At 72.6% G+C, this 26,556-nt stretch carries 26 protein-coding genes; 20 read left to right on the forward strand and 6 right to left on the reverse strand.

Features of this window, described 5'->3' with window-relative positions:
- The first annotated feature begins 10 nt into the window (after nt 1-10).
- From AC2H6A_RS06050 to AC2H6A_RS06075, 6 genes are read left to right on the forward strand one after another with little or no spacing between them, the layout of a single operon-like run.
- Nucleotides 11-1,183: a 5-(carboxyamino)imidazole ribonucleotide synthase gene (locus AC2H6A_RS06050; protein WP_484272271.1), complete on the forward strand. Its 1,173-nt coding sequence runs from the start codon at nt 11-13 to the stop codon at nt 1,181-1,183.
- A 16-nt stretch (nt 1,184-1,199) separates the two neighbouring features.
- The gene (locus AC2H6A_RS06055; RefSeq protein ID WP_484272247.1) at nt 1,200-2,186 is read left to right on the forward strand and encodes an L-threonylcarbamoyladenylate synthase; all 987 of its coding nucleotides are present in this window, start codon (nt 1,200-1,202) and stop codon (nt 2,184-2,186) included.
- On the forward strand, nt 2,183-3,232 hold the full coding sequence (locus AC2H6A_RS06060) for a threonine aldolase family protein (RefSeq protein WP_484272248.1): 1,050 nt from the start codon (nt 2,183-2,185) through the stop codon (nt 3,230-3,232). Before AC2H6A_RS06055 ends, AC2H6A_RS06060 begins: the two co-directional genes overlap by 4 nt.
- 43 nt (nt 3,233-3,275) lie before the next feature.
- The gene (locus tag AC2H6A_RS06065) at nt 3,276-4,088 is read left to right on the forward strand and encodes an enoyl-CoA hydratase/isomerase family protein (RefSeq protein ID WP_484272249.1); all 813 of its coding nucleotides are present in this window, start codon (nt 3,276-3,278) and stop codon (nt 4,086-4,088) included.
- Between the two features lie 44 nt (nt 4,089-4,132).
- Entirely contained in the window at nt 4,133-5,044 is a 912-nt protein-coding gene (locus AC2H6A_RS06070; RefSeq protein ID WP_484272250.1) for an SDR family NAD(P)-dependent oxidoreductase, read from the forward strand.
- Between the two features lie 16 nt (nt 5,045-5,060).
- Nucleotides 5,061-5,345 (forward strand): cupin domain-containing protein, encoded by a 285-nt coding sequence (locus AC2H6A_RS06075; protein WP_484272251.1) that lies wholly within the window; start codon nt 5,061-5,063, stop codon nt 5,343-5,345.
- A gap of 9 nt (nt 5,346-5,354) precedes the next feature.
- Here the strand turns inward: AC2H6A_RS06075 and AC2H6A_RS06080 are convergent, their stop codons facing one another.
- Nucleotides 5,355-7,628 carry a xanthine dehydrogenase family protein molybdopterin-binding subunit gene (locus tag AC2H6A_RS06080; protein ID WP_484272252.1) on the reverse strand — a complete coding sequence of 758 codons (2,274 nt, stop codon included), beginning with the start codon at nt 7,626-7,628 and terminating at the stop codon, nt 5,355-5,357.
- A 35-nt stretch (nt 7,629-7,663) separates the two neighbouring features.
- Between AC2H6A_RS06080 and AC2H6A_RS06085 the strand changes: the two genes are divergently transcribed.
- The 3 genes from AC2H6A_RS06085 (at nt 7,664) to AC2H6A_RS06095 (ending at nt 9,751) form a co-directional block, all read left to right on the forward strand.
- A complete protein-coding gene (locus AC2H6A_RS06085) occupies nt 7,664-8,275 on the forward strand; it encodes a methylated-DNA--[protein]-cysteine S-methyltransferase (protein WP_484272253.1) in 612 nt (203 codons plus the stop codon).
- A gap of 85 nt (nt 8,276-8,360) precedes the next feature.
- Entirely contained in the window at nt 8,361-9,188 is an 828-nt protein-coding gene (locus AC2H6A_RS06090; protein ID WP_484272254.1) for a PPK2 family polyphosphate kinase, read from the forward strand.
- An 86-nt stretch (nt 9,189-9,274) separates the two neighbouring features.
- Nucleotides 9,275-9,751, forward strand: a complete 477-nt coding sequence (locus AC2H6A_RS06095; RefSeq protein WP_484272255.1) for a MaoC family dehydratase — start codon at nt 9,275-9,277, stop codon at nt 9,749-9,751.
- 5 nt (nt 9,752-9,756) lie between these two features.
- On the opposite strand, the gene otnC is transcribed toward AC2H6A_RS06095, so the two are convergent.
- Genes otnC through ltnD form a run of 3 tightly spaced genes read right to left on the reverse strand, consistent with a single transcriptional unit; the run spans nt 9,757 to nt 12,627 of the window.
- Nucleotides 9,757-10,401, reverse strand: coding sequence for a 3-oxo-tetronate 4-phosphate decarboxylase (gene otnC / locus AC2H6A_RS06100; RefSeq protein WP_484272256.1), 645 nt, complete (start codon nt 10,399-10,401; stop codon nt 9,757-9,759).
- Nucleotides 10,398-11,684, reverse strand: coding sequence for a 3-oxo-tetronate kinase (gene otnK / locus AC2H6A_RS06105; RefSeq protein WP_484272257.1), 1,287 nt, complete (start codon nt 11,682-11,684; stop codon nt 10,398-10,400). The genes otnC and otnK overlap by 4 nt, the downstream gene beginning before the upstream one ends.
- Nucleotides 11,685-11,688: 4 nt before the next feature.
- A complete protein-coding gene (ltnD, locus tag AC2H6A_RS06110) occupies nt 11,689-12,627 on the reverse strand; it encodes an L-threonate dehydrogenase (RefSeq protein WP_484272258.1) in 939 nt (312 codons plus the stop codon).
- A 118-nt stretch (nt 12,628-12,745) separates the two neighbouring features.
- On the opposite strand from ltnD, the gene AC2H6A_RS06115 reads away from it, so the two are divergent.
- From AC2H6A_RS06115 to AC2H6A_RS06130, 4 genes are read left to right on the forward strand one after another with little or no spacing between them, the layout of a single operon-like run.
- On the forward strand, nt 12,746-13,927 hold the full coding sequence (locus AC2H6A_RS06115; protein WP_484272259.1) for a WD40/YVTN/BNR-like repeat-containing protein: 1,182 nt from the start codon (nt 12,746-12,748) through the stop codon (nt 13,925-13,927).
- Nucleotides 13,928-13,969: 42 nt separating this feature from the next.
- Nucleotides 13,970-16,192 carry a thiamine pyrophosphate-dependent enzyme gene (locus AC2H6A_RS06120; protein ID WP_484272260.1) on the forward strand — a complete coding sequence of 741 codons (2,223 nt, stop codon included), beginning with the start codon at nt 13,970-13,972 and terminating at the stop codon, nt 16,190-16,192.
- On the forward strand, nt 16,189-17,808 hold the full coding sequence (locus tag AC2H6A_RS06125) for an indolepyruvate oxidoreductase subunit beta family protein (protein WP_484272261.1): 1,620 nt from the start codon (nt 16,189-16,191) through the stop codon (nt 17,806-17,808). Before AC2H6A_RS06120 ends, AC2H6A_RS06125 begins: the two co-directional genes overlap by 4 nt.
- Before the next feature lie 28 nt (nt 17,809-17,836).
- On the forward strand, nt 17,837-18,631 hold the full coding sequence (locus tag AC2H6A_RS06130; RefSeq protein ID WP_484272262.1) for an SDR family NAD(P)-dependent oxidoreductase: 795 nt from the start codon (nt 17,837-17,839) through the stop codon (nt 18,629-18,631).
- 24 nt (nt 18,632-18,655) lie between these two features.
- Here AC2H6A_RS06130 and AC2H6A_RS06135 read toward each other — a convergent pair whose 3' ends face one another.
- Nucleotides 18,656-19,804 carry a mandelate racemase/muconate lactonizing enzyme family protein gene (locus AC2H6A_RS06135; RefSeq protein WP_484272263.1) on the reverse strand — a complete coding sequence of 383 codons (1,149 nt, stop codon included), beginning with the start codon at nt 19,802-19,804 and terminating at the stop codon, nt 18,656-18,658.
- A gap of 73 nt (nt 19,805-19,877) precedes the next feature.
- Here AC2H6A_RS06135 and AC2H6A_RS06140 point away from each other — a divergent pair, with 73 nt between their 5' ends.
- Entirely contained in the window at nt 19,878-20,288 is a 411-nt protein-coding gene (locus AC2H6A_RS06140; RefSeq protein WP_484272264.1) for a hypothetical protein, read from the forward strand.
- 65 nt (nt 20,289-20,353) lie between these two features.
- On the opposite strand, the gene AC2H6A_RS06145 is transcribed toward AC2H6A_RS06140, so the two are convergent.
- Nucleotides 20,354-21,559, reverse strand: a complete 1,206-nt coding sequence (locus AC2H6A_RS06145) for an acyl-CoA dehydrogenase (RefSeq protein ID WP_484272265.1) — start codon at nt 21,557-21,559, stop codon at nt 20,354-20,356.
- Nucleotides 21,560-21,729: 170 nt separating this feature from the next.
- Between AC2H6A_RS06145 and msrA the strand changes: the two genes are divergently transcribed.
- From msrA to AC2H6A_RS06175, 6 genes are all read left to right on the forward strand, one after another.
- The gene (gene msrA, locus AC2H6A_RS06150; RefSeq protein WP_484272266.1) at nt 21,730-22,269 is read left to right on the forward strand and encodes a peptide-methionine (S)-S-oxide reductase MsrA; all 540 of its coding nucleotides are present in this window, start codon (nt 21,730-21,732) and stop codon (nt 22,267-22,269) included.
- A 145-nt stretch (nt 22,270-22,414) separates the two neighbouring features.
- Entirely contained in the window at nt 22,415-23,029 is a 615-nt protein-coding gene (locus AC2H6A_RS06155) for a LemA family protein (protein ID WP_484272267.1), read from the forward strand.
- A gap of 5 nt (nt 23,030-23,034) precedes the next feature.
- Entirely contained in the window at nt 23,035-23,940 is a 906-nt protein-coding gene (locus AC2H6A_RS06160; protein ID WP_484272268.1) for a TPM domain-containing protein, read from the forward strand.
- Nucleotides 23,940-24,476, forward strand: a complete 537-nt coding sequence (locus tag AC2H6A_RS06165) for a TPM domain-containing protein (RefSeq protein ID WP_484272269.1) — start codon at nt 23,940-23,942, stop codon at nt 24,474-24,476. The genes AC2H6A_RS06160 and AC2H6A_RS06165 overlap by 1 nt, the downstream gene beginning before the upstream one ends.
- A 103-nt stretch (nt 24,477-24,579) precedes the next feature.
- Nucleotides 24,580-25,788: a DUF3108 domain-containing protein gene (locus AC2H6A_RS06170; protein WP_484272270.1), complete on the forward strand. Its 1,209-nt coding sequence runs from the start codon at nt 24,580-24,582 to the stop codon at nt 25,786-25,788.
- 114 nt (nt 25,789-25,902) lie between these two features.
- Nucleotides 25,903-26,550 carry an MBL fold metallo-hydrolase gene (locus tag AC2H6A_RS06175; protein WP_484272272.1) on the forward strand — a complete coding sequence of 216 codons (648 nt, stop codon included), beginning with the start codon at nt 25,903-25,905 and terminating at the stop codon, nt 26,548-26,550.
- Nucleotides 26,551-26,556 lie beyond the last annotated feature (6 nt).

A 26,556-nucleotide genomic window follows, 5' to 3' on the forward strand; every position in this document is an offset into this window, starting at 1 on the left:
GGGTGCCTGGCTGACCGCGCCGCTGCCGCCCGGCAGCTGGCTGGGCGTGCTCGGCGGCGGCCAGCTCGGCCGCATGTTCTGCGCGGCCGCGCAGGCCATGGGCTACCGGGTGTGCGTGCTCGACCCCGACCCGGCCAGCCCCGCCGGCGCCGTGGCCGACCGCCATCTGCGCGCCGGCTACCTCGACGCATCGGCGCTCGACGAGCTGGCCGCGCTGTGCGGCGCGGTCACCACCGAGTTCGAGAATGTGCCTGCGGCGGCGCTCGAACGCCTCGCGCAGCGCCGCCCCGTGGCCCCGGCTGCGGCCTGCGTGGCAGTGGCCCAGGACCGCATCGCCGAGAAGACCTTCGCCACCGGCTGCGGCCTGCCGGTGGCGCCCTGGATCGCGGTCCGCCGCGAAGCCGATCTGGCCGAGGCCGGTCCGGCCTGCTTTCCCGGCATCCTGAAGGCCGCGCGCCTGGGCTATGACGGCAAGGGTCAGGCCCGGGTGGCCGATCGGGAGCAGGCGCGCGCGGCCTTTGCCGCGATGGGCGGGGTGCCCTGCGTGCTCGAGCGCCAGCTCGCCCTCGCCCTCGAGCTCTCGGTGCTGGTCGCCCGTGGCTTCGACGGCCGCTGCACGGTGTTTCCGGTGGCCGAAAACGAGCACCGCAACGGCATCCTGGCGCGCAGCATCGTGCCGGCCCGGGTGCCCGAGGCGGTGGCCGCGCAGGCGATCGAGGCCGCCGGCCGGCTCGCGCAGGCCCTGGGCTATGTCGGCGTGCTCTGCGTGGAGTTCTTCCTGCTGGCCGACGGCAGCCTGGTGGTCAACGAGATGGCGCCGCGGCCGCACAACTCCGGGCACTGGTCGATCGATGCCTGCGTGAGCAGCCAGTTCGAGCAGCAGGCCCGGGTGCTGGCCGGCTGGCCGGCGGGCGGCACCCGGCAGCTCGCGCCGGCGGTCATGCTCAACCTGCTCGGCGATCTCTGGTTCCCGCAGCCGGGCGGCCCGGCGCGCGAACCCGACTGGGCTCGGGTGCTGGCCCAGCCCGAGGCCAAGCTGCATCTCTACGGCAAGCATGAGCCACGCCCCGGTCGCAAGATGGGCCACATCACGGTCATGGCCGACACCGCCGAGGCGGCGTGGTCGCTTGCCCTGCGCCTGGAGCGCGAGCTCGGGCCCGGCGCCGGCGCGGCGGGCCACTGAACCCGCCACCGCCGTCATGCCGATCCTGCCCGCCGAGCCCGCGGTCATCGAGCGCGCCGCGCAGATGCTGCACGAGGGCGGTGTGGTGGCCCTGCCCACCGAGACCGTGTACGGCCTGGGCGCCGATGCCGGCAGCCCCGAGGGCGTGGCGCAGGTCTACCGCATCAAGGGCCGGCCGACCGATCACCCGCTGATCGTGCATGTGCTCGACATCGCACAGGCCGGCTTCTGGGCGCTGCCCGATCCTCGCGCCGAGGCGCTGGCCCGGGCGTTCTGGCCCGGGCCGCTCACCCTGATCCTGCGCCGCGCGCCAGGCGCGCCGGCGGCGGCCTGCGGTGGTGAGTCCACCATCGGTCTGCGCGCGCCTTCGCATCCGGTGGCGCGCGCGCTGCTGGTGGCGCTGCGCGCGCTGGGCGGGCAGGGCATCGCCGCGCCCTCGGCCAACCGCTTCGGGCGGGTGAGCCCCACCCGCGCCGCCCATGTGCAAGCCGACCTTGGCGACGAGGTGCCGCTGATCATCGACGGCGGCGAGTGCGTGGTGGGTCTGGAGTCCACCATCGTCGATCTGTCCCGGCCGCAGGCCGCGCTGCTGCGGCCCGGCGGCATCGATGCCGCCGCCATCGCAGCGGTGCTCGGTGCGCCCCTGCGCGCCCGCGACGCGCAGGCGCCGCGGGCTTCGGGCACGCTGGCCGCGCACTATGCGCCGCGCACGCCGCTCGAGCTGGTCGCGCCGGCCGCGCTCGCGCAGCGGGTGGCGATGCTTGCCGCGCAGGGCGTGGCGGTGGCGGTGTGGTCGCGCGAGCCGCAGGCCGGCGCGCGCTGGCGCGGTGCTCCCGACGAGCCGGCCGCCTACGGCCACGAGCTCTACGACGCGCTGCGCCAGCTCGATGCCAGCGGCGCGGCCCGCCTGCTCATCGAGACCCCGCCCGCCGGCCCTGCCTGGGAGGCGGTGCACGACCGCCTCTCGCGCGCTGCTGCAACCTTTGCCCCTGCTTCGCCATGATCGACCTCTTCAGCGACACCCAGACCCGACCCACCGACGCCATGCGCCAGGCCATCGCCCGGGCCGAGGTCGGCGACGAGCAGCGTTTCGAAGATCCGACCACCAACCGGCTGCGCGAGCGGGTGTGCGAGCTGCTCGGCTTCGAGGACGCGGTGTTCCTGCCCTCGGGCACGATGTGCAACGAGATCGCCATCGCCGTGCACTGCCGCCCCGGCGACGAGGTGATCGCCGAGGCCAGCTCGCACATCATCCACTACGAGGGCGGCGGCCCGGCCGCGCTGGCGGGCGTGATGCTGCGGCCGGTGAGCGCGCCGCCCGACGGGGTGCCAGGCACCTTCGATGGTGCGGCGCTGCGGGCCGCGGTGCGTGCCGAGAGCCGGTATGTGCCGCGCAGCCGCCTGGTGGCCGTGGAGCAGACCGCCAACACCGCCGGCGGGCGGGTCTGGCCGCTCGCGCTGTTGCGCGAGGTGCGCGATGCCGCCCGGGCGCTGGGCCTGGCCAGCCATGTGGACGGCGCGCGCCTCATGAACGCGGTGGTGGCCAGCGGCGTGTCGGCCCGCGATCAGCTCGCGGGTTTCGACTCCGCCTGGATCGACTTCTCCAAGGGCCTGGGCTGTCCGGTAGGCGCGGCGCTGGCGGGCAGCCGCGACTTCATTCGCGAGGCCTGGCGGCTCAAGCAGCGCTGGGGCGGGGCCATGCGCCAGTCGGGCATGCTGGCCGCAGCCGCGCTGCATGCCCTCGATCATCATGTCGAGCGCCTGGCCGACGACCATGCCAATGCCCGGCTTCTGGCGGTGGCCCTGGCCGAACTGCCCGGGGTGCGCATCGACCCGGCCGCGGTGCAGACCAACCTGGTCTATTTCGATGTCACCGGCACCGGCCTGTCCCCCGATCGGGTGGTGGCCGAGCTGGGCAGTCGCGGTGTCCGGATGGGGGCGTTCGGGCCCGGCCGGATCCGTGCGGTCACGCATCGGGATGTCAGCCGCGAGCAGGTGCTGCGCGCCGCTGACGCAATGCGAGACGTGATTTCAGCTTGCAAACCCTGAGGCCGGAAAGGCCTGTGAGACACTCGCCCGCGGAGCCCGCCCCATGACCCAAGCCATCGCCTCGCTGCCTGCGTACCAGACCTTGCTCACCCGCGCCGAGGGCGGGCATGTGCTGCTGGTTACCCTCAATCGCCCCGAGGTTCGCAACGCCGCCAACACCCAGATGTGGCATGACCTGCTCGACCTCTGGACGCGGCTCGAGGCCGAGCCCGGCGAGGTGCGCTGCGTGGTGCTCACGGGCGCCGGCACCCAGGCCTTCTGCGCCGGTGGCGATCTCAAGGAGCGCGACGGCATGACCGCCGCCACCTGGCGCCATCAGCACGCCCTGATCGAGCGCCAGTACCGGGCCATGATCGACTTCCCGCTGCCGGTCATCGCCGCGGTCAACGGCCATGCCTTCGCTGGCGGCTTCGAGGTCATGCTCGCCTGCGACTTCGCCTACGCGGTGCCTGCCGCGCGCTTCGCGCTCACCGAGGTCACGCTCGGCATCATGCCCGGCGCCGGCGGCACGCAACTGCTGCCGCGCGCGGTGGGCGAGCGCCGGGCCCGCGAGATCCTGCTCACCGGCAAGCCCTTCACCGCCGCCCAGGCCTTCGAGTGGGGCGCGCTCAATGGCCTGTGCGAGGCCGAGGCGCTGCTGCCCACCGTGCTCGGGCTGGCCGCCACCATTGCCGGCAATGCGCCGCTGTCGGTGCGCCAGGCCAAGAAGTCGGTGCGCTTCGGCATGCAGATGGACCTGCAGACCGCCCTGCGCTACGAGGCCGAGGCCTACGATCACCTCGTCGACACCGAAGACCGCCTCGAGGGCGTGCGCGCCTTCAACGAGAAGCGCAAGCCGGTGTTCCGCGGCCGCTGACTGCACGCGGCCTCCACCCCGAATCCAACCAACGGAGAAGACAGATGGGAATGCTCGATGGCAAGACGGTGATCGTCACCGGTGCCGGCCGCGGCATCGGCCGTGATTTCGCGCTCGTGATGGCCGCCGAGGGCGCCAATGTGGTCGTCAACGACCTTGGCGGCGACGCCACCGGCGAGGGCGCCGACCTCAGCCCCGCGCAGCAGGTGGTGGAAGAGATCCGCGCCGCCGGCGGCAAGGCGGTGGTCAATGGCGACAGCGTCGCCTCCTGGGAAGGCGCCAACCGCATCATCAAGACCGCGGTCGATGCCTTCGGCACGGTGCACGGCGTGGTCAACAACGCCGGCATCCTGCGCGACCGCATCTTCCACCAGATGTCGGTGGACGAGTGGAAGGCGGTGATCGATGTGCACCTCAACGGCAGCTTCTACATGGCCCGCGCGGTGGCACCGATCTTCCGCTCCGAGGGGCGCGGCCGCTTCGTGCACATGACCTCCACCTCGGGCCTCATCGGCAACTTCGGCCAGGCCAACTATGCTGCCGCCAAGCTCGGCATCGTCGGCCTGTCCAAGTCGATCGCCCTCGACATGCAGCGCTATGGCGTCACCTCCAACTGCATCTCGCCGTTCGCCTGGAGCCGGCTGATCGGCACCATCCCCACCGACACGCCCGAGCAGGCCGCGCGGGTCGAGCGCATGAAGACCATGGAGACCGGCAAGATCGCCCCGCTGGCCGCCTTCCTCATGAGCGACGCCGCGGCCGAGGTCAGCGGCCAGATCTTCGGCGTGCGCGCCAACGAGATCTTCCTGATGGGCCAGAGCAGGCCGATCCGCTCGGTGCATCGGGCCGAGGGCTGGACGCCCGACACCGTGGCCAACCATGCCATCCCGGCGCTGCGCGCCTCCTTCTACAAGCTGGAGCGCTCGGCCGATGTGTTCAGCTGGGATCCCATCTGAGCCCGCGGGCGCAGCCATGAGCCGGCCCAAGGCGGTGCCCACCGTGCAGGTGTCCAACCACCGGGTGATCGTCACCGAGTGGCGCTTCGCCCCTGGTGCCGAGACCGGCTGGCACCGGCACGGCCATGACTATGTGGTGGTGCCGCAGACCAGCGGCGTGCTGCTGCTCGAGACCCCGGAGGGCCAGAAGCAGGCGCCGCTGGTGGCCGGGCAGAGCTACTACCGCGATGCCGGGGTCGAGCATAACGTGATCAACGGCAGCGACCACGAGGTGGTGTTCGTCGAGATCGAGGCGCGCTGAGCGCGCCGCTCAGGCCAGCCGCAGCGGCAGCGCGCGCAGCCGCTGGCCGGTCAGCGCGAACACCGCGTTGCCCACCGCCGGGGCGATGGTCGCCGCCGGCGGTTCGCCCGCACCTTCGGGCGCTTCGGTGCTGTCGATGATCAGGGTCTCGATGGCCGGTGATTCGGCCATGCGCAGTTGCGGCTGGTCGTGGAAGTTGCGCTGCCTGACCTCGCCGTTCTCGATGCGCACGCCGCCGTAGAGCGCGGCCGACAGACCGAACACGATGCCGCCCTCCACCTGCTGGCGCAGCAGGCGCGGGTTGACCACCGTGCCGCAGTCGATCGCGCACACCACCCGGTGCACGCGGATGCGCTTGTCGGGGCCGAGAGACACCTCGGCCACCTGGGCCACGATCGCCCCGAAGGACTGATGCAGCGCCACGCCGCGGGCCGCGGGGGCGCCATCGGGCGCGGGCGGCACCGGCGTGCCCCAGCCGGCCGCGTCGGCCGCGCGCATGAGCACGGCCCGATGGCGGGGATGGGCGGCGAGCAGCGCGACGCGGAAGGCGACCGGATCCTTGCCGGCGGCCGCCGCCGCTTCGTCCAGGAAGCACTCCTTGAAGAAGGCCTGGTGGGAATGACCCACCGAGCGCCAGAAGCCCACCGGCACCGGCGCATCGACCACCTGGTGCGCCACCCGCGCGTGGGGCCATTCATAGGGCTGGTCGAAACCGCCCTCGGCGGTGGTCTTGTCGGGTCCGGGCACACGCCATCCGAAGTAGCGGTGCAGCGCCTGCGGCACCACGGCCTGACCGGCCGAGACGCTCAGCCAGGCCCGCAGCGAGCCATCGGCCGCCAGGCCGGCCTTCTGCCGGGCGACGCAGGCCGGGCGATAGCAGTCGTGGGTGGTGTCCTCCTCGCGCGACCAGACCGTCTGCACCGGCACGCCCGGCATCTGGCGCGCGATCTCGGCCGCCTGCGCGATGAAGTCGATCTCCAGACGCCGCCCGAAGGCCCCGCCGATCGGCAGCATGTTCATCCGCACGCGCTCGCGGGGCAGATCCAGCACCCTGGCCACCGCCATGCGGGCAAGGTCGGGCACCTGGGTGCCCACCCAGACCTCGGCGGCGTCGGCCTCGCAGCGCACCGTGCAGTTCAGCGGTTCGAGTGCAGCATGGGCCAGATAGGGCGCCTGGTAGGTGGCCTCGATCACGCGCGCCGCACCGGCCAGCGCGTCGGCCGGGTCGCCGCGGCGCAGGTAGGCGAAGCCGGCATCGTCGGCACGGGTGGCCTCGATCAGCGTGCCCATGAAGGCCTCGCTGGAAAAGCCCGCCGCGGGGCCGGGCGCCCAGGTGACCTGCACCGCCTCCAGCGCGCTCTGGGCCTGCCAGCCGGTGTCGGCGATCACCGCCACCGCGCCGCTCGCGCCATGACGGCCCGGCACGGCGAAGGCCGCCCGCACACCCGGCAACGCCAGGGCCGCCTCGGCCTTCAGGCTTCCCACCGCGCCGCCCAGGGCGGGACACATCATTACCCGGGCATGACGCAGCCCCGGTGGGCGCTGGTCGATGCCGAAGGCATGGCCCCCGACCAGCTTGGCCGCGGTGTCGTTGCGCGGCACCGGGCGGCCGATGAATCGGTGCTGGCCGGCCGGCTTCAGCGGCGGGCGCGCCGGCAGTGGCTGGGTGGCCGCCGCAGCGGCGAGCTCACCGAAGCGCGCGCTGTGCCCGGCGGGATGACTCACCCGTCCCTCGGCCGTCACGCATTCGGCGGCGGGTACACCCCACCGGGCCGCGGCTGCGGCCACCAGCATCGCGCGGGCGCTGGCCCCGGCCTCGCGCATCGGCAGCCAGAGATCCTTGATGCTGGAGGAGCCGCCGGTGGCCATCAGGCCGATCTCGCGCATGCTGCGGGCGGTGACATGGTCGACCACCCCCCGCAGCCAGCCACGGTCATCGGGATGGAAGGGCAGGCCGTCGACGATGGTGGCGATGTTGTTGTAGAGGTCGTCGATCGGTGCGGCCTCGGTGCGGACCTGATCCCAGCGCGCATCGAGCTCGTCGGCCAGCAGCATGGCCAGCGCCGTGTTCACGCCCTGACCCATCTCCACCCGCGCGATCATCACCGTCACGCGGTCGTCGGTACCCACCTTCACCCAGCCGTTGAGCGCCGACTCCCCGGGATTCACCGGGAGCGGGCGCGCGCCGGTCAGGCGCTGGCGGGGCGGCAGGGCCATCCAGCCGATCACGAGGGCGCCGGCGGCGGCGGTGCCGCCGAGGATCAGGCGTCGTCGACTTACCATGAGGGTCTCCTGAATGTCACCCATGAGGTGAGGGCATGAACCGTGAGGATCGCGGGCAGCGGGCTACCAGCCACCCGGGTTGCGCGTCGCCCCGGGCCTGCCTGTTCGACACCGCCCTGGGCCGCTGCGCGATTGCCTGGGGCAGGGCGGGCGTGCTCGCGGTGCAGTTGCCCGATGGCGATGATGCCGCCACCCTGGCACGGCTTGGCCGCGGCCTGCCGCCGCTCTCCTGCGTGTCCGATGATGCGCCGCCGGCGGTGGTCGGCGCCGCCATCCAGGGCATCGTCGCGCTGCTGCACGGCGAGCCCCGCCACCTGCGTGAGGTACCGCTCGACATGGCCCGCATCCCGGCCTTCCATCGGCAGGTCTACCGGCTTGCGCGCGAGATCGCACCGGGCACCACGCTCACCTACGGTGAACTCGCGCAGCGGCTGGGCGTACCCGGCGCGGCGCGCGCGGTGGGCCAGGCGCTGGGCGCGAATCCTTTCGTGATCGTGGTGCCCTGCCACCGTGTGCTGGCGGCGGGCGGTCGGGCGGGGGGCTTCTCGGCACCGGGCGGGCTGCGCACCAAGGCGAGCCTGCTTGCCATCGAATCGGCCTGCGCGCCGGCGCCGCCGCCGGGCAGCACCGGCTCGCTCTTCGCGTGAGGGACGGGCAGCGGCAGTCGGGAGGGTCGGGAGCACCATCATGCGATTGTGGCAGACTGGTCGCGGCCATCCCTGAGGAGCGCCCATGACCCGCGAATCCACGCCCGGCCGGCGCCGCTGCTGGGTGGACGTCACCGAGAACCTCGACCTCGGCACGCTCGATGCCGGCGCCACGCCGGGCTTTCGCGGCGAGGAGGCCAGCGCCCGTGAACAGACCGAGGTCCTGCGCTCGCAGCTGGTGGCGTTGCAGGCACGCCTGTATGCCGAGTCGCGCCAGCGGCTGCTGGTGGTGCTGCAGGCCATGGACACCGGCGGCAAGGACGGCGTGATCCGCAAGGTGTTCTCGGGCGTGAATCCGCAGGGGGTGCGGGTGGCCCGCTTCGAGCGCCCGAGCGTGTCCGAACTCGCCCGCGATTATCTCTGGCGGGTGCACGCCCAGGTGCCGGCGGCCGGCGAGATCACGATCTTCAACCGCTCCCACTACGAGGACGTGCTGGTGGTGCGGGTGAACAGTCTGGTGCCGCGTGCGCAGTGGAAGCGCCGCTATCGGCACATTCGCGGCTTCGAGCGCATGCTGGTCGACGAGGGCACCACGCTCGTCAAGATCTTCCTGCACATCGATCGCGACGAGCAGGCCCGGCGTCTGCAGGCCCGCCTCGACGATCCCGAGCGCCACTGGAAATTCGACCCCCACGACATCGAGCAGCGTCGCCACTGGGACGCCTACATGGCGGCCTTTCGCGAGGCCATGCTGCAGACCCACCGCCCGCAGGCGCCCTGGTACATCATCCCGGCCAACCACAAGTGGTACCGCGACTGGGCGGTGATGAACATCCTGGTGCGCACGCTGGGCCGCATGAACCCGCAGTTCCCGGCCACCGCGATCGACCCGGCCAGCATCCGCATCGACTGACGCTGCGGCTGGCGCCTCGACTCCCGCCGCAGCCCGCACCACGATAGTTGCGGCGGCCCTCGCCGCCGCCTTCCGGAGACAGAGCCATGCCCGTTCGTGAATTCCAGACCCTGGCCGAACTCGGCCGCTGCGTGGGCACCGAGGTGGCCGTGAGCGACTGGGAGAGGGTCACCCAGGAGCGCATCGACCTCTTCGCCCAGGCCACCGGCGATCATCAGTGGATCCATGTCGATCCGGCGCGGGCGGCCTCGGGGCCCTTTGGCGGCACCATCGCCCATGGCTTTCTCACGCTGTCGCTGCTGCCGATGTTCATGGGCCGGACCATCGCGGTGCGCGACGCGCAGATGAGCGTGAACTATGGCCTGAACCGGGTGCGTTTCACCGCGCCGGTGCCCGTGGGCAGCGAAGTGCGGGTGCGGCTCACGCTGCTGGGCTGCGACGCCATGCCCGATGGCGGCACGCAGGTCACCTGGCAGGCCACCTTCGAGCGCAAGGGCTCCGATCGCCCGGTGTGTGTGGCCGAACAGATCTCGCGGCGTTACCCGCAGCGCAAACCGGGCTGAGCGCCTCAGCAGGCCACCGGGAATCGCGCCCGCAGCGCGGCCACCTCGGCCGCGTCCAGGCAGCGGCAGGCCCGGCCGTGCAGGCTGAGGTGCAGGCGCGCGGCGGCTTCGATCTCCTCCACCGTGTCGCTGGCGGCGGCGAGGTCCGTCCCGGCGGCAAGCGGGCCATGATTGGCCAGCAGCATGGCGTGATGGCGTCCGGCGCGCGCGCGCACCGCCTCGGCCAGCGACAGGTCGCCGGGCGCGTGGTAGGGCACCAGCGGCAGCAGGCCCACCCGCATCACCTGGTACGCGGTGATCGGCGGGAGCACATTGTCGGGATCGACATCGGCGAGCACCGACACCGCGGTGGCATGGTGCGAATGCAGGTGCGCCACCGCACCGGCCCGCGGCCGCTCGGCATAGATCGCCAGGTGCAGGAAGCTCTCCTTGGTGGGTGGCTCGCCCGCGAGCAGCCGACCCTGCGCATCGAGCAGCGACAGGCGGGCCGGATCGAGCTGGCCCAGACTGACCCCGGTGGGCGACATCAGGAATCCATCACCGGTGCGCACGCTGAGGTTGCCGGTCGAGCCGTGGGTGAGGCCGCGCTCGAAGAGCGACCGGCCGATGCGGCACAGCGCCTCGCGCAGCGCAGCGTGGCTCGCGCTCACGCGCTGGCCTCCAGCTGGGCGAGGGCCTTGGCGAAGAAGTCGATGCTGCCGAAGTTGCCCGACTTCAGCGCCAGCGCGAGCGGCGCGCGGCCGGGCTGGGCTTCGGCGAGCATCCAGGGCACGCCGGGGTCGATCTGCGGCCCCACCCGCAGGCAGCTCAGGCCGAGCGCCTCGACCACCGCCCCGGAGGTCTCGCCGCCCGCGACCACCAGCCGGTCGACACCGGCGGCGACCAGCCCGCGGGCCAGCCCGGCCATCAGGGTCTCGACCAGATGGCCGGCGGCCGCCACGCCGAGCGCCTGCTGCACCTCGCGAACCTGCGCCGGCTCGGCGGTGGCGTAGATCAGCACCGGCTCCTGCGGCAGCCGCGCGAGCGCCCACTGCAGGCTGGTCTCGAGCACCGGGTCGCCGGCGGCGATGCGCAGGGGGTCGATGCGCAGCGCCGGACGCTGCTCGCGCCATGCGGCCACCTGCGCCTGGGTGGCGCTGGAGCAGCTGCCCGAGAGCACCGCGGCATGACCGCGCAGGGCCGGCATGGCCGCGGCCAGCGCCGGGTCGGCGGGCAGCTGCCCGGCCCGCACGAAGTTGGCTGGCAGGCCCAGCGCCACGCCCGAGCCGCCCGTGATCAGCGGCAGCTCGGCGCAGGCCTGACCGATGGCGAGCAGGTCGGCATTGCCGAGCGCATCGACGATGGCAATGGCCACGCCCTCGGCCTGCAGCGCCTGCAGCCGTGCGGCCAGCGCGGTGGCGCCGGCGGCCACGGCGTCGAAGCGGGCAAGGCCCACCCGGTGGCGGGTCTGGCGCTGCAGTACCCGCACCAGGTTGGCATCGGTCATCGGCGTGAGCGGGTGGTTCTGCATGCCCGACTCGCTGAGCAAGGCGTCGCCCACGAAGAGATGGCCGCGGTAGATGCTGCGCCCGTTCTCGGGGAAGGCCGGGCAGGCGATGGTGAAGGTGGCACCGGTGGCCTGCATCAGCGCCTCGGTCACCGGCCCGATGTTGCCGGCATCGGTGGAATCGAAGGTGGAGCAGTACTTGAAGAAGCATTGCCGGGCGCCAGCCGCGCGCAGCGCCTGCCAGGCGGCGAGCGACTGCGCCACCGCCTCGGCGGCGGGGATGGTGCGAGACTTCAGCGCCACCACCACCGCGTCGGCCTGCAGACCGGCCAGCGCCTGCGGCGCCGGCACACCGATCACCAGCAGGGTGCGCATGCCGCCGCGCACCAGCATGCCGGCGAGGTCGGTGGCGCCGGTGAAATCATCCGCGATGCAGCCAAGCAGCATGGCGTCAGGCCTTCGGTTCGGGCAGCGCGATGTCGGTCAGGCGCTGGAACATCTTGATCACCGCCGAGTCGTCCTCGCCACCCAGGCCGCAGGCGCTGGTGGCGAGATACATCTGGTGCGCAGCCGAGGTGAGCGGCAGCGGAAAGGTGAGCTGGCGCGCGGAGTCGAGCACGATGCCGAGGTCCTTCACGAAGATGTTCACCGCCGACAGCGGCGTGTAGTCGCCGGCAAGGATGTGCGGCACGCGGTTCTGGAACATCCAGCTTGCGCCGGCGCTGTTGGAGATCACCTCGTAGAGCTGCCCGGCATCGATGCCGGCGCGGATGCCCAGGGCCATCGCCTCGGTGGCTGCGGCGATGTGCACGCCGGCCAGCAGCTGGTTGATCATCTTCACCTTGGATCCCATGCCGGGCGCATCGCCCAGCCGGTACACCCGGGCGGCGATCGCGCCCAGCACATCGTCCACCGCGGCGAAGGTGTCGGGCGCGCCCGAGGCCATCACCGTCATCTCGCCGCTGGCCGCGCGCACGGCGCCGCCCGACACCGGCGCGTCGAGCAGGCGCAGGCCCATGGCGGCCAGGCGCTCGCCGAGCCGCTCGGCGACATCCGGGGCCACCGTGCTGGAGGCGATCACGACGCTGCCGGCGGCCAGCGCCGCGGCCGCGCCTTGCGGTCCGAACAGCACCGCCTCGGTCTGCTGGGCGTTGACCACCAGCACGATGAGGGCGGATACACGCTCGGCGACCGCGGCCGGCGTCTCGTGGGCATGGCCACCCGCCGCGCTGATCTCGGCGCGCGCGTGCTCGCGCAGGTCGCAGGCATGCACCTCGAAGCCCTTGCGCAACAGGGTGCGTGCCACCCCCATGCCCATGGCCCCCAGGCCGATCACGCCCACCGGGCGCGGCGATGCCGGGCGCGCAGCCCGGTCGGATGATTCCTGCATGCGGTTCTCCTGCGGATGCGCGGCGGGCCCGCGCCGGCCGGGCGCCCTGGCGCGCAGCGTCCGATTATAGGGGTGGGTTCTGTTACCCTTGCCGGCGCCCGTCGAAAGCGTTCTCCCCATGAAAAACCCCCTCGCCTGGTTCGCTGTCCTGATCACGCTGCTGCTGTCGGCCTGTGGCGGCTCGCCTTCGGTGCCGGGCGTGCCCACCGGCGTGTCGGTCACCGCCGGAGACAGCCGCGCGGTGGTCAGCTTCACCCAGGAGGCCGGCCTGGAGTACTGGGTCTTCTACGCGCCGGGTGACACCGTGTCCTTCCCGGGGTCGATGCAGGTCGACGGCTACCGCTCGGTGCGCCTGGCCAAGTCGCCGCAGGCGATCACGGGCCTCACCAACGGCACCCAGTACGCCTTCATCGTGGCTGCCTCCAACAGCGGCTCCAAGGCCGGACCCACCAGCGCCGCGGTCGCCGTCACGCCACGGCCGGCCGGCAGCACCTGGAGCGCCGGCACCGCCACCGGCACGGTCACCCTGAACGCGCTGGTCTTCGATGGCACCCGATTCGTGGCAGTGGGCGATGCCGGCACCATCCTGGTCAGCGCCGATGCGGTCACCTGGACGCCTGCCACCTCGGGCACCAGCGCCAACCTGCTGGCGATCACCTTCGCGGGCTCTCGCTACGTGGCGGTGGGCACCGGCGGCACCGTGCTGGTGAGCACCGACCGGGTCACCTGGAGTGCCGCCGGCTCGGGCACCGCCGTGTCGCTCAACGGCATCGCCTACCTGCTCGGGCAGTACTACGCCGTGGGTGATGGCGGCACCCTGCTGCGCAGCACCGATGCCGGCACCTGGATCGCCACCGCCACCGGCACCACGGCAGCGCTCTACGCCGCGGGCGCCTACGGTGACCGCGCCGTGGTGGTCGGGGCGGGGGGCACGCTGCTGACCAGCAGCAACCTCACCGACTGGGCACCGGCGTCCTCGGGCACCACCGCCGCGCTGCGGGCCCTGGCGCAGGGCAACGGCCGGGTGGTGGCCGTGGGCGATGGCGGCGCGCTCACCGGCAGCGCCGACGGGCTCAGCTGGGCGCCCGCAGCCTCGGGTACCGGCAGCGCGTTGCGCGCAGTGGGCTATGGCAGCCGCTATGTCGCGGTGGGCGCCGGTGGCACCGTGCTCACCAGCACCGACGGGCTCACCTGGGCGGCGGCCACCTCCGGCACCACGGTGTCGCTGGGGGCCACCAGCTTCGGCCTGAACACCTATCTCGCCACCGGGCCGGCCGGCGCCCTGTTCGTCTCGCAGTAGCGGGCGCGCCCCTCACCGCCCCGCGGCATCGCTGCGCGTTCCATGGCCGAGCGTTCATTCCGGGCCGAAGTCGGCAAGCTGCGCCTCGGCGAGGGCGAGGAGTTCCTCGGCGAGGGCATCCTCGCGGTCACCAAGGCGCTCCTGCAGGCCGGCGTGGCCTATGTGGCGGGCTACCAGGGTGCGCCCATCTCTCACCTGATGGATGTGCTCACCGACGCCGACGACATCCTGCGCGAGCTCGGCGTGCACTTCGAGCACAGCGCCAGCGAGGCCACCGCCGCGGCCACCCTCGCCGCCTCGGTGCACTACCCGCTGCGCGGCGCGGTCACCTTCAAGAGCACCGTGGGCACCAATGTGGCGGCCGATGCCCTGGCCAATCTCGCCTCGGGCGGGGTCACCGGCGGCGCCATGCTCATCGTCGGCGAAGACTACGGCGAGGGCTCGAGCATCATGCAGGAGCGTTCGCACGCCTTCGCCATGAAGTCGCAGGTCTGGCTGCTCGATCCGCGGCCCAACCTGCCGAGCATCGTGGCCATGGTCGAGAAGGGCTTCGAGCTCTCCGAGGCCACCCGTACCCCGGTGATGCTCGAACTGCGCATCCGCGCCTGCCATGTGCGCGGCCGCTTCACGGCCCGCGACAACCGCCGCGCCGCGTTCACGCTGAAGGACGCCATCGAGCATCCGCGCCGCGACGTCGACCGCATCGTGCTGCCGCCGGCCAGCTTCCTGCACGAGCAGGAGAAGATCGCGCAGCGCTGGCCGGCCGCCCAGCGCTTCATCCGCGAACACGGCCTGAACGAGCGCTTCGCGGCGCAGGCACAGCCCTTCGGCATCATCCTGCAGGGCGGCATGTACAACGCGGTGGTGCGCGCGCTGCAGCTGCTCGGGCTGGCCGATGCCTGGGGCGAGACCCGGGTGCCGCTCTATGTGCTCAATGTGACCTACCCGCTGGTCGACGACGAGCTGCTCGACTTCTGCGCGGGCAAGCACGCGGTGCTGCTGGTGGAGGAGGGCCAGCCCGCGTTCATCGAGCAGAACATCGAGACCATCCTGCGCAAGGCCGACAGCGCCACGCGGGTGCACGGCAAGGACATGCTGCCGATGGCCGGCGAGCTCACCGGCGCGGTCATGCTCAAGGCGGTCGTGCGTTTCCTGCGCCGATGCGCGCCGCAGCTGCTCGAAGGCGTGGTGCTGCCCGCCGCGGCCCACACCGCGCTGCCGGCGGTGGTGGCCGCGCCGGCTGCCGATCGCAGCCCCAACCTGCCGGGCGCCGACACCACCGAGCGCGAGCGGCTGCTGCGCGACGCTGATCCGCACATCCACGCCCGCCCGCCCTCGTTCTGCACCGGCTGCCCCGAGCGGCCGATCTTCACCGCGCTCAAGCTGGTCGAGCGCGAGCTCGGCCACCACCATGTCAGCGCCGACATCGGCTGCCATCTTTTCTCGATCCTGCCGCCCTTCGACATCGGCGCCACCACCATGGGCTACGGGCTGGGCTGGGCAGGCGCCGCGGCGCTCAACACCGACCAGACCCGGCGGCGCACGATCAGCTTCATGGGCGATGGCGGCTTCTGGCACAACGGCCTGACCAGCGGCGTGGGCAACGCGGTGTTCAACCGCACCGACAACCTGCTGGTGGTGGTCGACAACAGCTACAGCGCAGCCACCGGCGGGCAGGATCTGCCCTCGTCGCGCGCGCTCAATCCCATCCGCTCCACGCGCCACAGCATCGAGAACGCGGTGCGTGGCGTGGGTGTGTCCTGGGTGCGATCGGTGAGCCGCACCTACGATGTCGCCGGGCTGCGCGACACCTTCCGCGAGGCGCTGACCACCCCTGAGCCCGGCCCCAAGGTGATCGTGGCCAGCAGCGAGTGCATGCTCAACCGCCAGCGCCGCGAGCGACCCGCGATGCGGGCGCGGATCGCCGCCGGCGAACGCACCGTTCGGGAACGATTCGGCGTCGATGCCGAGACCTGCACCGGCGATCACTCCTGCATCCGGCTCTCGGGCTGCCCCTCGCTGTCGGTGCGCGACAATCCCGACCCGCTGCGCCGCGACCCGGTGGCCACCGTGCTCGAGAGCTGCGTGGGCTGTGGCCTTTGCGGCGAGGTCTCGCACGCCGCGGTGCTGTGCCCGTCCTTCCATCGGGCCGGCATCATCAGCCATCCTGGCCGCCTGGAGCGCTGGCGCGCCCGCCTGGGGCGCTGGCTGGCCGGCTGGCTCTCGCGCGGCGAGCAGTCCCGCCTGCGCGCCATCCACGGATGATCGCCGCGCCGCGGCCGATCACCATCGCCATCCTTGCCATGGGCGGGGAGGGCGGCGGGGTGCTCGCCGACTGGCTGGCCGATCTCGCCGAGCATGCAGACTGGCACGCCCAGGCCACCTCGGTGCCCGGCGTGGCGCAGCGCACCGGCGCCACGATCTACTACCTGGAGCTTTTCCCGCGCGACCATCCTGCCGCCGCCGGGCGCGAGCCGGTGCTCGCGCTGATGCCCACCGCCGGCGAGGTCGACCTCGCCGTGGCCTCCGAGCTCATGGAGGCCGCGCGCGCGGTGCAGCGCGGTCTGGTCACACCCGATCGCACGGTGCTGGTGGCCTCCACCCACCGGGTGTACGCCATGACCGAGAAGATGGCCATGGGCGATGGCCGGGTCGATGCGCAGCGGCTGTTGCAGGCCTGTCGTGCGGCGGCGCGCGCCGGCGTGCTCGCCGATTTCGCCGCGCTCTGCGCGCCCTCGCAGGCACCGATCGGCGCCGCGCTGTTCGGCGCGATCGCAGCCAGCGGCCGGCTGCCCTTCGCGCTGGCCGATTTCCGCGCCGCGATCGAGCGTGGCGGCGTGGGTGTGGCGGCCAGCCTGGCGGCCTTTCAGGCCGGCCACGAGGGCGCGGTACGGGCGCTGGCCGCCGAGGCGTCCGACGCCACCGCCACCGCCGCGCCTCATGTCGCCACCGCGCCTCATGTCGCCACCGCGCCTCATGCCGGCAACGCGGCTCACGCGGCCGCCGCCCCGACCGAACCGGCGCGGCCGGGCGTCGAACCCGCGTTGCCGCGGGTCGGACCGGCGCTCGCTGCCCTGGCCGAGCGCATCCGGAGGGCGCTGCCCGCGGGTGTGCAGGCCACCGCCATCCACGGCATCCGCCGGCTGGCCGAGTACCAGGACGTGGCCTATGCCGCCGAGTACCTCGGGCTGCTCGAGCGCATCCTTGCGCGCCGGCCGGCACCGGCCCTGCTCGAGGAACTCGCCCGGCACCTCGCCCTGTGGATGAGCTACGAGGATGTCATCCGCGTGGCTGATCTGAAGACCCGGCCCGACCGGCTCGACCGGGTGGCCGCGGCATCGAATCTCGCGCCCGATCAGGTGCTGGTGCTCGACGAATTCCTGCATCCCCGCCTCGACGAGATCGCCGATCTGCTGCCCGAGGCGCTCGGCCGCCGGGTGCTCGCCGGTGGCCTGCTGGCCGCGCTGCTCGGCCGTTTCCTGGGGCGTGGCCGGGTGGTGCGCACCTCCTCGGCGGGCGGCTATCTGAGCCTCTTTCTGCTGGCGCGGCTTCGCCGCTGGCGACGCGGCAGCCTGCGCCATCGCCGCGAGCGCGCGCTGATCGACGCCTGGCTGGCCGCCATCGAAGGCCTGCTCGACACCGACCCCGCGCTGGCGCTGGAACTCATCCGCAACCAGCGGCTGGTCAAGGGCTACGCCGACACCCACGCCCGAGGCCTGGGCAACTATCAGCGCCTGTTCGGCCTGCTGCCGACGCTGCGCGCGCGCGCCGGCGCGGCGGCCGTGATGGCGGCGCTGCGCGAGGCCGCGCTCGCCGACGAGCAGGGCGGCAAGCTCGGCGCGGCGATCGTCGGCTTCGGACTGGCATCCACCGATTCATGAGGGGCACTCGCCCCGGGAAGGCATCTCGATGGACATGGGACTGACAGGTCGGCGCGCGCTGATCACCGGCGCCACCGCCGGCATCGGCTACGCGATCGCGCAAGGGCTGGCCGCCGAGGGCGCGCGGGTGTGGATCACCGGACGCAGCCAGGCCGGCGTGGAGGCCGCACTGGCCCGGCTGGCCGCTGCCGTGCCGGGCTGCGAGGCCGGCGGCACCGCTGCCGACTGCGCCACCGAGGCTGGCGCCGCCGCGGTCTTCGCCGCCCTGCCCGAGGCGGACATCCTGGTGAACAACCTCGGCGTCTATGGCCGTGCGGCCGCGTTCGAGATCACCGACGCGCAATGGCAGTCGATGTTCGACACCAATGTGATGAGCGGCGTGCGATTCACCCGTCATTACGCGCCCGCGATGGCCCGACGCGGCTGGGGCCGGGTGGTGTTCGTGTCGAGCGAGTCGGGGCTGAACATCCCGCGCGAGATGATCCACTACGGCATGACCAAGGCCGCGCAGCTCGCGATCTCGCGCGGCTTCGCCATCGAGCTCGCCGGCACCGGCGTGACCGTGAACGCGCTGCTGCCGGGCCCCACCCGCACCGAGAACACCGAGCGCCTGCGCGCCGAGCGGGCCCGGGCCGCCGGCATCAGCGTGGCCGAGCTCGAGACGCAGTTCTTCCGCCAGTACCGGCCCAGCTCGCTGCTGTCGCGCTTCACCAGCGCCCGCGAGGTGGCCGATGCCGCGGTCTACCTGTGCAGCGAGCGCGCCAGCGCCACCACCGGCTCGGCCATGCGCGCCGAGGGCGGCATCGTCAACCAGATCATGTAGGCCGACGCAGCAGCTTGCGCGCGTTCAGAAGCGCACCACGTAGCCCGGACCGTCGATCGCCGGGTACTGCGCGAACAGCGACTCGTCGACCACCAGGCCGATGCCGGGCGCATCGAGCGGTTCGACGCAGCCGTCGCCGCCGATGGTGAAGGTGCTGCCGAACAGATCGCGCAGCGGGTTGAAGGGCGACACGCAGGCCTCGAAGTAGCCGCCGTTGTCGAGCGCCGCCAGGAAGTGGATCGACGCGGCATGGTTGAGCCCGGTGGCCGAGCTGTGCGGATGCACCGGCAGGCTCCAGGCCGAGGCCATGGCCGCGATGCGCATGCCCTCGGTGATGCCGCCGGTCTTGGACAGGTCGGGCTGCAGGATCTGCACCGCGCGCTCCTCGATCATGCGGGCGAACTCGAAGCGGGTGTAGTGGTTCTCGCCCGCGGCCAGCGGCACCTGGGCCGAGAGCGCCGCGCCGGCCCGGTAGGCGGCCCACTCGTTGCAGCCGAAGGGCTCCTCCAGCCAGGCGACGCGGGCCTCGGCCAGCGCCGGGATCACCCGGCGGGCATCGGCGAGGCTGTAGGCGGTGTTGGCGTCGGTGAGGATCTCGATGCCCTCGCCCAGGCCGGCCCGCACCGCCTGCACCCGGGCGATGTCGTCGCGCGGGTTGTCGCCCAGGCGCAGCTTGACCGCGCGATAGCCGCGCGCCACATAGCCCTGCGCCTCCTCCACCAGACTGGCCGGGTCCTGGAAGCCCATCGAGATGCCGCCGGCGTAGGCCGGCACCCGGCGCCGGCTGCCGCCGAGCAGGCGATAGAGCGGCATGCCGGCGGCCTTGCCACGGATGTCCCACAAGGCCATGTCGATGCCCGAGACCGCGAGCGCGGCGCCGGCGCCCAGGCCATGCGAGGAAAGCTGCATGCGGTTGACCCGCGCGAACACGCCGACCACATCGCAGGCATCCATGCCGGTGATCATCGGGTTCAGCGTGCTGTTGATCAGGCTCACCACCGCACCGGGGCTGCGGCCGGGGTGGGCTTCGCCATAGCCGGTCAGGCCCTCGTCGGTCTCCACCCGCACGATGATCGCGTCGCGCTTGGTGGTGGCGCCCACGCCCAGGCGAACGGTCTTGCCTTCAGGTAGGCGGAAAGACAGCGGAATGGCGGTGACTCGGGTGATCTTCATGAAAGACTTTCGAGGGCAGGTTGACCCAGATCAGGCCCCGCATCGGGGTCGCCGCTTAGGGTAACCTGAGGTGATGACACGCTCGCCCTTCGATCGTTTCGGTGGCCGCCTGCCGCCCGGCTTGGGCCGCCCGCGCCGCGGCCCTTTCGCCACGCTGCTCGCCGCGCTCGGCGCGGTCATCGCCGTGGCGCTGGGGCTGGTGTTCTGGGTCACCGCGCTGGCGGTCATCGCGGTGCTGGTGGTGGTGGCCCTGGGCTGGTTCTGGTGGAACACCCGGGCCGTGCGGCGCAGCCTGCGCGAGGCCGCACGCGCCGCACAGGCACAGGTTGATGCCGCGGCCGGCAGCGGCGGCACAGGCCCGTTCGCGGGCGGACCGGGTGCCGCAGACGGGTGGGCGGGGCGTGGCCGCTGGCGAGAGGGCGTGGAAGATGCCCGCATCGTGTCCGACCAGGAGCGCGCCCCCCGCGGTGAGGGCCGCCCCTGATGCGGGGATGGCGCGGCGCGCCGTGAGGGCTGGCCCCGGCGGCAGGGCCGCGCCCCCAGGGTGCCTCAGGAGAACGCCTGGATGCCGGTCTGCGCTCGACCCAGGATCAGCGCGTGGATGTCGTGCGTGCCCTCGTAGGTGTTCACCACCTCGAGATTGACCATGTGACGGGCCACGCCGAATTCATCGCTGATGCCGTTGCCGCCCATCATGTCGCGGGCCATGCGGGCGATGTCCAGGCTCTTGCCGCAGGAGTTGCGCTTCATGATCGAGGTGATCTCCACGGCAGCCGTGCCCTCGTCCTTCATGCGGCCCAGCCGCAGGCAGCCCTGCAGCCCGAGGGTGATCTCGGTCTGCATGTCGGCGAGCTTCTTCTGGATGAGCTGGTTGGCCGCCAGCGGGCGGCCGAACTGGTGTCGGTCGAGCACATAGCGGCGGGCGCGGTGCCAGCAGTCTTCGGCCGCGCCGAGCGCGCCCCAGGCGATGCCGTAGCGGGCGCTGTTCAGGCAGGTGAACGGGCCCTTCAGGCCTTCCACGCCGGGCAGCAGCTGCGACTCGGGCACCGGCACCTGGTCCATCACGATCTCGCCGGTGATCGAGGCACGCAGGCCGACCTTGCCGGAGATCTTGGGCGCTGACAGGCCCTTCATGCCCTTCTCGAGGATGAAGCCCTTGATGCGGCCGTCGAAGTCGCCGCCCTGACACTTGGCCCAGACCACGAACACATCGGCGATCGGGCTGTTGGAGATCCACATCTTGCTGCCGGTGAGCTCGTAGCCGCCGGGCACCGCGCGGGCGCGGGTGGCCATGCTGCCGGGATCGGAACCGTGGTTGGGTTCGGTCAGGCCGAAGCAGCCGATCCACTCGCCGCTGGCCAGCCGCGGCAGATAGCGCTGGCGCTGGGCCTCGGTGCCGAAGTCATGGATGGGCAGCATCACCAGCGAGCTCTGCACGCTCATCATCGAGCGGTAGCCGGAGTCGACGCGCTCGACCTCGCGCGCGATCAGGCCGTAGGAGACATAGTTGAGCCCGGGCCCGCCGTACTGCTCGGGGATGGTCGGCCCGAGCAGTCCGAGCTCGCCCATCTCGCGGAAGATGGCCACATCGGTCTTCTCGTGGCGGAAGGCCTCGGTCACCCGGGGCAGCAGCTTGTCCTGACAATAGGCGCGGGCGGCCTCGCGCACCATGCGCTCGTCTTCGGTGAGCTGGGCGTCGAGCAGCAGCGGGTCATCCCACTGGAACATGGCCTTGGCGGACTTCTCGGAACTCATGGATGGCTTTCCTGCGCGTAGGTCAAAAGCGGGATTTTAGCCTTTGCGGCGGCCGCGCCCGTCGATGGCCCGCGGGACGGTCCTCGTGGCCGGGCCGGCTCTCCTCGCGGAGGCGCCGGCCGATATCATGGCGGACGCGGCCTTCGCCGCTCTTCTCGGGAGTCGATCGCATGGGAACCGAAGTGGCGGTGCTGGGTGGCGGGTGTTTCTGGTGTCTTGAGGCGGTGTACCTCGATGTCGAGGGCGTGGTCTCGGTGGAGTCGGGCTATGCCGGGGGCAGCGTGCCCAATCCGTCGTACGAGGCGGTGTGCAACGGCCAGACCGGCCATGCCGAGGTGGTGCGGGTGGAGTTCGACCCGCAGCGCATCGGCTACCGGGACATCCTGGGCATCTTCTTCGGCATCCATGACCCCACCACGCTGAACCGGCAGGGTGCCGATGTCGGCACGCAGTACCGCTCGGTGATCTTCCATACCAGCCCGGACCAGCACGACATCGCCCGGACCATGATCGACGAGCTCGGCCGCGGCGATGTCTTCGACCGCCCGATCGTCACCCAGCTCGCGCCGCTGCCCGACTACTGGCCGGCCGAGGCCTACCACCAGCGCTACTTCGAGCGCCACCCCTACCAGGGCTACTGCATGGCGGTGGTGGCACCCAAGGTGGCCAAGTTCCGCAAGCAGTTCGCGGCCCGGCTGCGGCGGGCCTGAGCAGGCGCAAGCGGGCTCCGCCCGGGGGGCTTGCGGGCCCGGGCTGGTGCCCTCATCTGGCCTGCGGGGGGGCGCCTCGGCGTCGTCCGCGGCCATCGGGTCGGTCGGCCCGCCGACCGTTCTCGCGCATCGCACCGGAGAGACCATGAGCTTTCGCCAGATCCTGAAGCGCCTGCTGCTGCTTGTCAGCGTCGGCATGCTGTCGGCCTGCGGCTACAACGATATCCAGAGCGCCGACGAGGCCACGCAGTCCACCTGGGCCGAGGTGCTCAACCAGTACCAGCGCCGCGCCGATCTCATTCCCAACCTGGTGAACACCGTCAAGGGTTTCGCCAGCCAGGAGATGGAGGTGCTCACGCGGGTGACCGAGGCCCGCTCGCGGGTGGGACAGGTGAAGGTCGACCCGGCCGACGCCGAATCGCTGCGCCGGTTCGAGCAGGCCCAGCGCGAGCTTGGCGGCGCGCTCTCGCGCCTGCTGGTGGTCACCGAGAACTACCCGCAACTCAAGTCCGACGCCAACTTCCGCGACCTGCAGGCGCAGCTCGAGGGCACCGAGAACCGCATCACCGTGGCCCGCAAGCGGCATATCGATGCCATCCAGCGTTACAACACGCTGGTGCGGCAGTTCCCGGTCAATCTCACCGCGATGGTCTTCGGCCACGGCGTCAAGCCGCAGTTCACGGTCGAGGACACCAAGGCGATCGCCACGCCGCCCAAGGTGGAATTCAACGCGCCGGCGCCGGCGCCGGCCAGCCGGTAGCTGGCGTGATCGCCTGGCTGCTGGCCCTGCTGCTGCTGGCCGGCCCGCTGGCCCCGGCGGGTGTGCAGGCCCAGCCGCTGCGGGCCGTGCCCGCGCTCGCCGGGCGGGTGGTGGACCAGGCCGGGGTGTTGCAGCCGGCCGAGCGCGATCGCATCGAGGCTGCGCTGGCGGCACTCGAGCAGCGCAAGGGAGCGCAGATCGCGGTGCTGACCGTGCCGGCGATCGCGCCCGAGACGGTGGCGGAGTATGCGCTGCGGGTGGTCGAGGCCTGGCGCCTGGGTCGTGGCCCGACCGGTGCGGCCCAGGCGGTCGATGACGGGGTGCTGCTGCTGGTGGTTCGCGACGAGCGCAAGCTGCGCATCGAGGTCGGTCGGGGACTCGAGGGCGCCATCCCCGATGCGCTGGCCAGGCGCATCATCGCCGAGACCATCGCGCCGCGCCTGCGCGAGGGCGCGTTCGGGGCAGGCATCGAGGCCGGCGTGACCGACCTGATCCGGCTGATCGATGGCGAGCCCCTGCCGGCGCCCTGGCATCCCGCCGAGGCGCCCGCCGCCGACACCGACTGGCTGGCGCTGATCGCCTTCGCGGTGCTCTTCGGCCTGGCCGCCGCGCGGCGCATCGGCCGTCGGCCGGCCTCGCTGCTGTCGGGCCTGGGCGGCGGTGCCATGGCCTTCTGGCAAGGCCAGGGCCTGCTGGTGGCGCTGCCGGTGGCGGTCGGGGTGGCCATGATCGTGCTGGTGCTGGCGGCGCTCGGCGCAGGCCCGGGGGGGCGGCCGGGCGGGCGTGGCCGGGTCTGGACCGGTGACGGCGGCCGGGGCGGGTCGGGCTGGGGCGGCGGCAGCGGCGGCGGCGGCGGCTTCAGCGGCGGTGGCGGCAGCTTCGGCGGCGGTGGCGCCTCGGGAGACTGGTGATGGGCGGCACCGCGAAGCCCGGCGGAACCGGCTCGCGCCTGCGGCGTGCGCTGCGTCATCTGCTCACCGATCACGCCGACCTGCGCCGGGCCATCGACCCCGCGGCGCTGGCGCTCGTCGAGGCGCAGGTGGGCGCGGGTGAGCGGCGCCATCTCGCGGAATTGCGGGTGGCCCTGGAGCCTTCGCTTGCTCCGCTCACGGTGTTGCGCGGCCTGAGCCCGCGCGAGCGGGCCCTCGAGGTATTCGGGCGCCTGGGCGTCTGGGACACCGAGGGCAACAACGGCGTGCTGCTGTACCTGCTGCTGGCCGACCATGCGGTGGAGATCGTGGCCGATCGGGCCGCTGCCCGGGCGGTACCCCAGGCACAGTGGGATGCGGTGGCCCGCTCCCTGGCGCAGGCCTTCGCCGGCGGGCAGGGCGCCGCCGGGCTGCAGGCCGCGGTGGCCCGGATCAGCGAGTTGCTGACCGAGGCCTTCCCGTCGGCCGGCGCCCATCGCAACCCCGACGAGTTGCCGGACCGGCCGGCCGTGCTCTGATGCGCTGGCGCCCGTTGGCATGGCGCGGGATGGCGTGGCACCGGCTGGCGTGGCACCAGATGGCGTGGCACCAGATGGCGGGGCGCCCCGTGCCTCAGGCCCGATGACCGGGCTGCCGACATCGCACCGCGCGCCCGGGCGCCGACCGGGGCTGGCGCCCGCCGTCGCGCTGCTGATTGTGCTGGGCCACGCCCTGGCGCTGCTTGCGCTGCAGCGCGGCTTCGACGGTGCGCGCATCGCCGCGCCTTCGCGGCCCGCACCCGTGCGTGTGAGCCTGCTTGCCGAGACCGCGGCACCGGCGCGCGAGCGTGAGCAGACGCTGCCAGCGGCGCCACCGCCCGCGACCGGCCAGGTGCCCGCGGCGCAGCCGCCCCCCCGCAGCGACCCGAAGCCCGAGCCGGCGAGCGCCGAGCGCGAGTCGTCCGCGGCGCCGATGGCGGCGCCGGACGCATCGGCCGACGGCGGCGCCGGCGCGACGGGCGCCTCGTCCGGGCTCGCGGCCGCCATGCGCCCGGCCATGCCCGACGCCACCCCTGCGGGTGCCGCCGCAGGCCTCATCGGCACCGATGCGCTGCCCCCCGCCGGCGTCGGATCGGCCTCGGGCGGTTCCCCGCCAGCGGATCCGGCGGCAAGCCCGGCGCCACGCGATGGCGCGCCGCTGCCCCCACCCGTGTCGGTACGCCTGCGCTTTCGCGTCCACTATGGCGACTACACCAGCCGTCACGCGGTGGCGGTCCTCGATTACCAGGTGGAGGCCGCCGACGGCCGCTATCGGCTGCGGACCGAGGGCCGTGCGGAGGGCCTCACGGCGCTCTTCTACAGCGGTGTGCTCAGCCAGACCAGCACCGGCCGCTACGGGGATGATGGTCTGCAGCCCGAGCGCCATACCGAGCAGCGGGGCCGCGGGGGGCTGCGCTGGGCTGAGCTCGACGCGGCCACCGGGCAGGCGAGCTTCTCGGGCGGGCAGCGGGCCAGCGCGCCGCCCGGCACGCAGGACCGGCTCTCGATGCTGATCCAGCTCGGCCTGATCGCCCGCGGCCAGCCATCACGGCTTGCGCCGGGCATGGCCCTGACCCTGACCGAGCTCGGCTCGCGCAGCGTCGACACCGTGGCCTATCGCAGCCTGGGCGACGAGACCCTGCCCACCGACGACGGACCGCTGCGCGCCCTGCGCCTCACCCGGTACGACGGTGATCCGGCGCGCGATCCCCGGATCGACATCTGGCTCGGGTACGATCAGGACTTGTTGCCGGTGCGCATCCGGCTCACCGATCCGGGCGGGCGGGTGCTCGACCAGATCCTCGCCCGGTGAGCCAGCCCGGCCCCGTACCGCGACGCCAGGCTGGCGCCGCCCCGTCTTCAGGACCCATGTGGCATGAGCCCAGACCACCCCGACCGCGATCCGCCTGCCACCGAGGCCCCGCCGCTGCAGCTGGCCATCGTGCCGGTGACCCCCTTCCAGCAGAACTGCTCGCTGCTGGTGTGCACGCGCAGCGGCACGGCAGCGGCCTTCGATCCCGGCGGTGACCTCGACCAGATCGATGACGCCCTGCGCAAGCTCGGCGTGCGGCTGGAGAAGGTCTTCCTCACCCACGGCCACATCGACCATTGCGGCCAGGCGGCCGAATTCGCGAAACGCCATGGCGTGCCGCTCGAGGGCCCGCACATCGACGACAAGTTCTGGATCGACCAGTTGCCCGGCCAGGGTCATCGATTCGGCTTTCCGCCGCTGGCTGCCTTCCAGCCCGATCGCTGGCTGGTCGATGGCGACACCGTGCGCTTCGGGCAGCAGACCCTCAAGGTGATCCACACCCCGGGCCATACACCCGGCCATGTGGTGTTCTTCCACGAGGGGGCGCGCCTGGCCATCGTGGGCGATGTGCTCTTCCAGGGCTCGATCGGGCGCACCGACTTCCCGCGCGGCAATCACGCCGACCTGATCGACTCCATCACGAAGAAGCTCTGGCCGCTGGGCAGCGATGTCTCCTTCGTGCCCGGCCACGGGCCGATGAGCACCTTCGGCGAAGAGCGCCGGCACAATGGCTTCGTGGCCGACGAGGTGCTCGGCGGCTGAGCGCCG

Source organism: Quisquiliibacterium sp. (assembly GCF_982640115.1).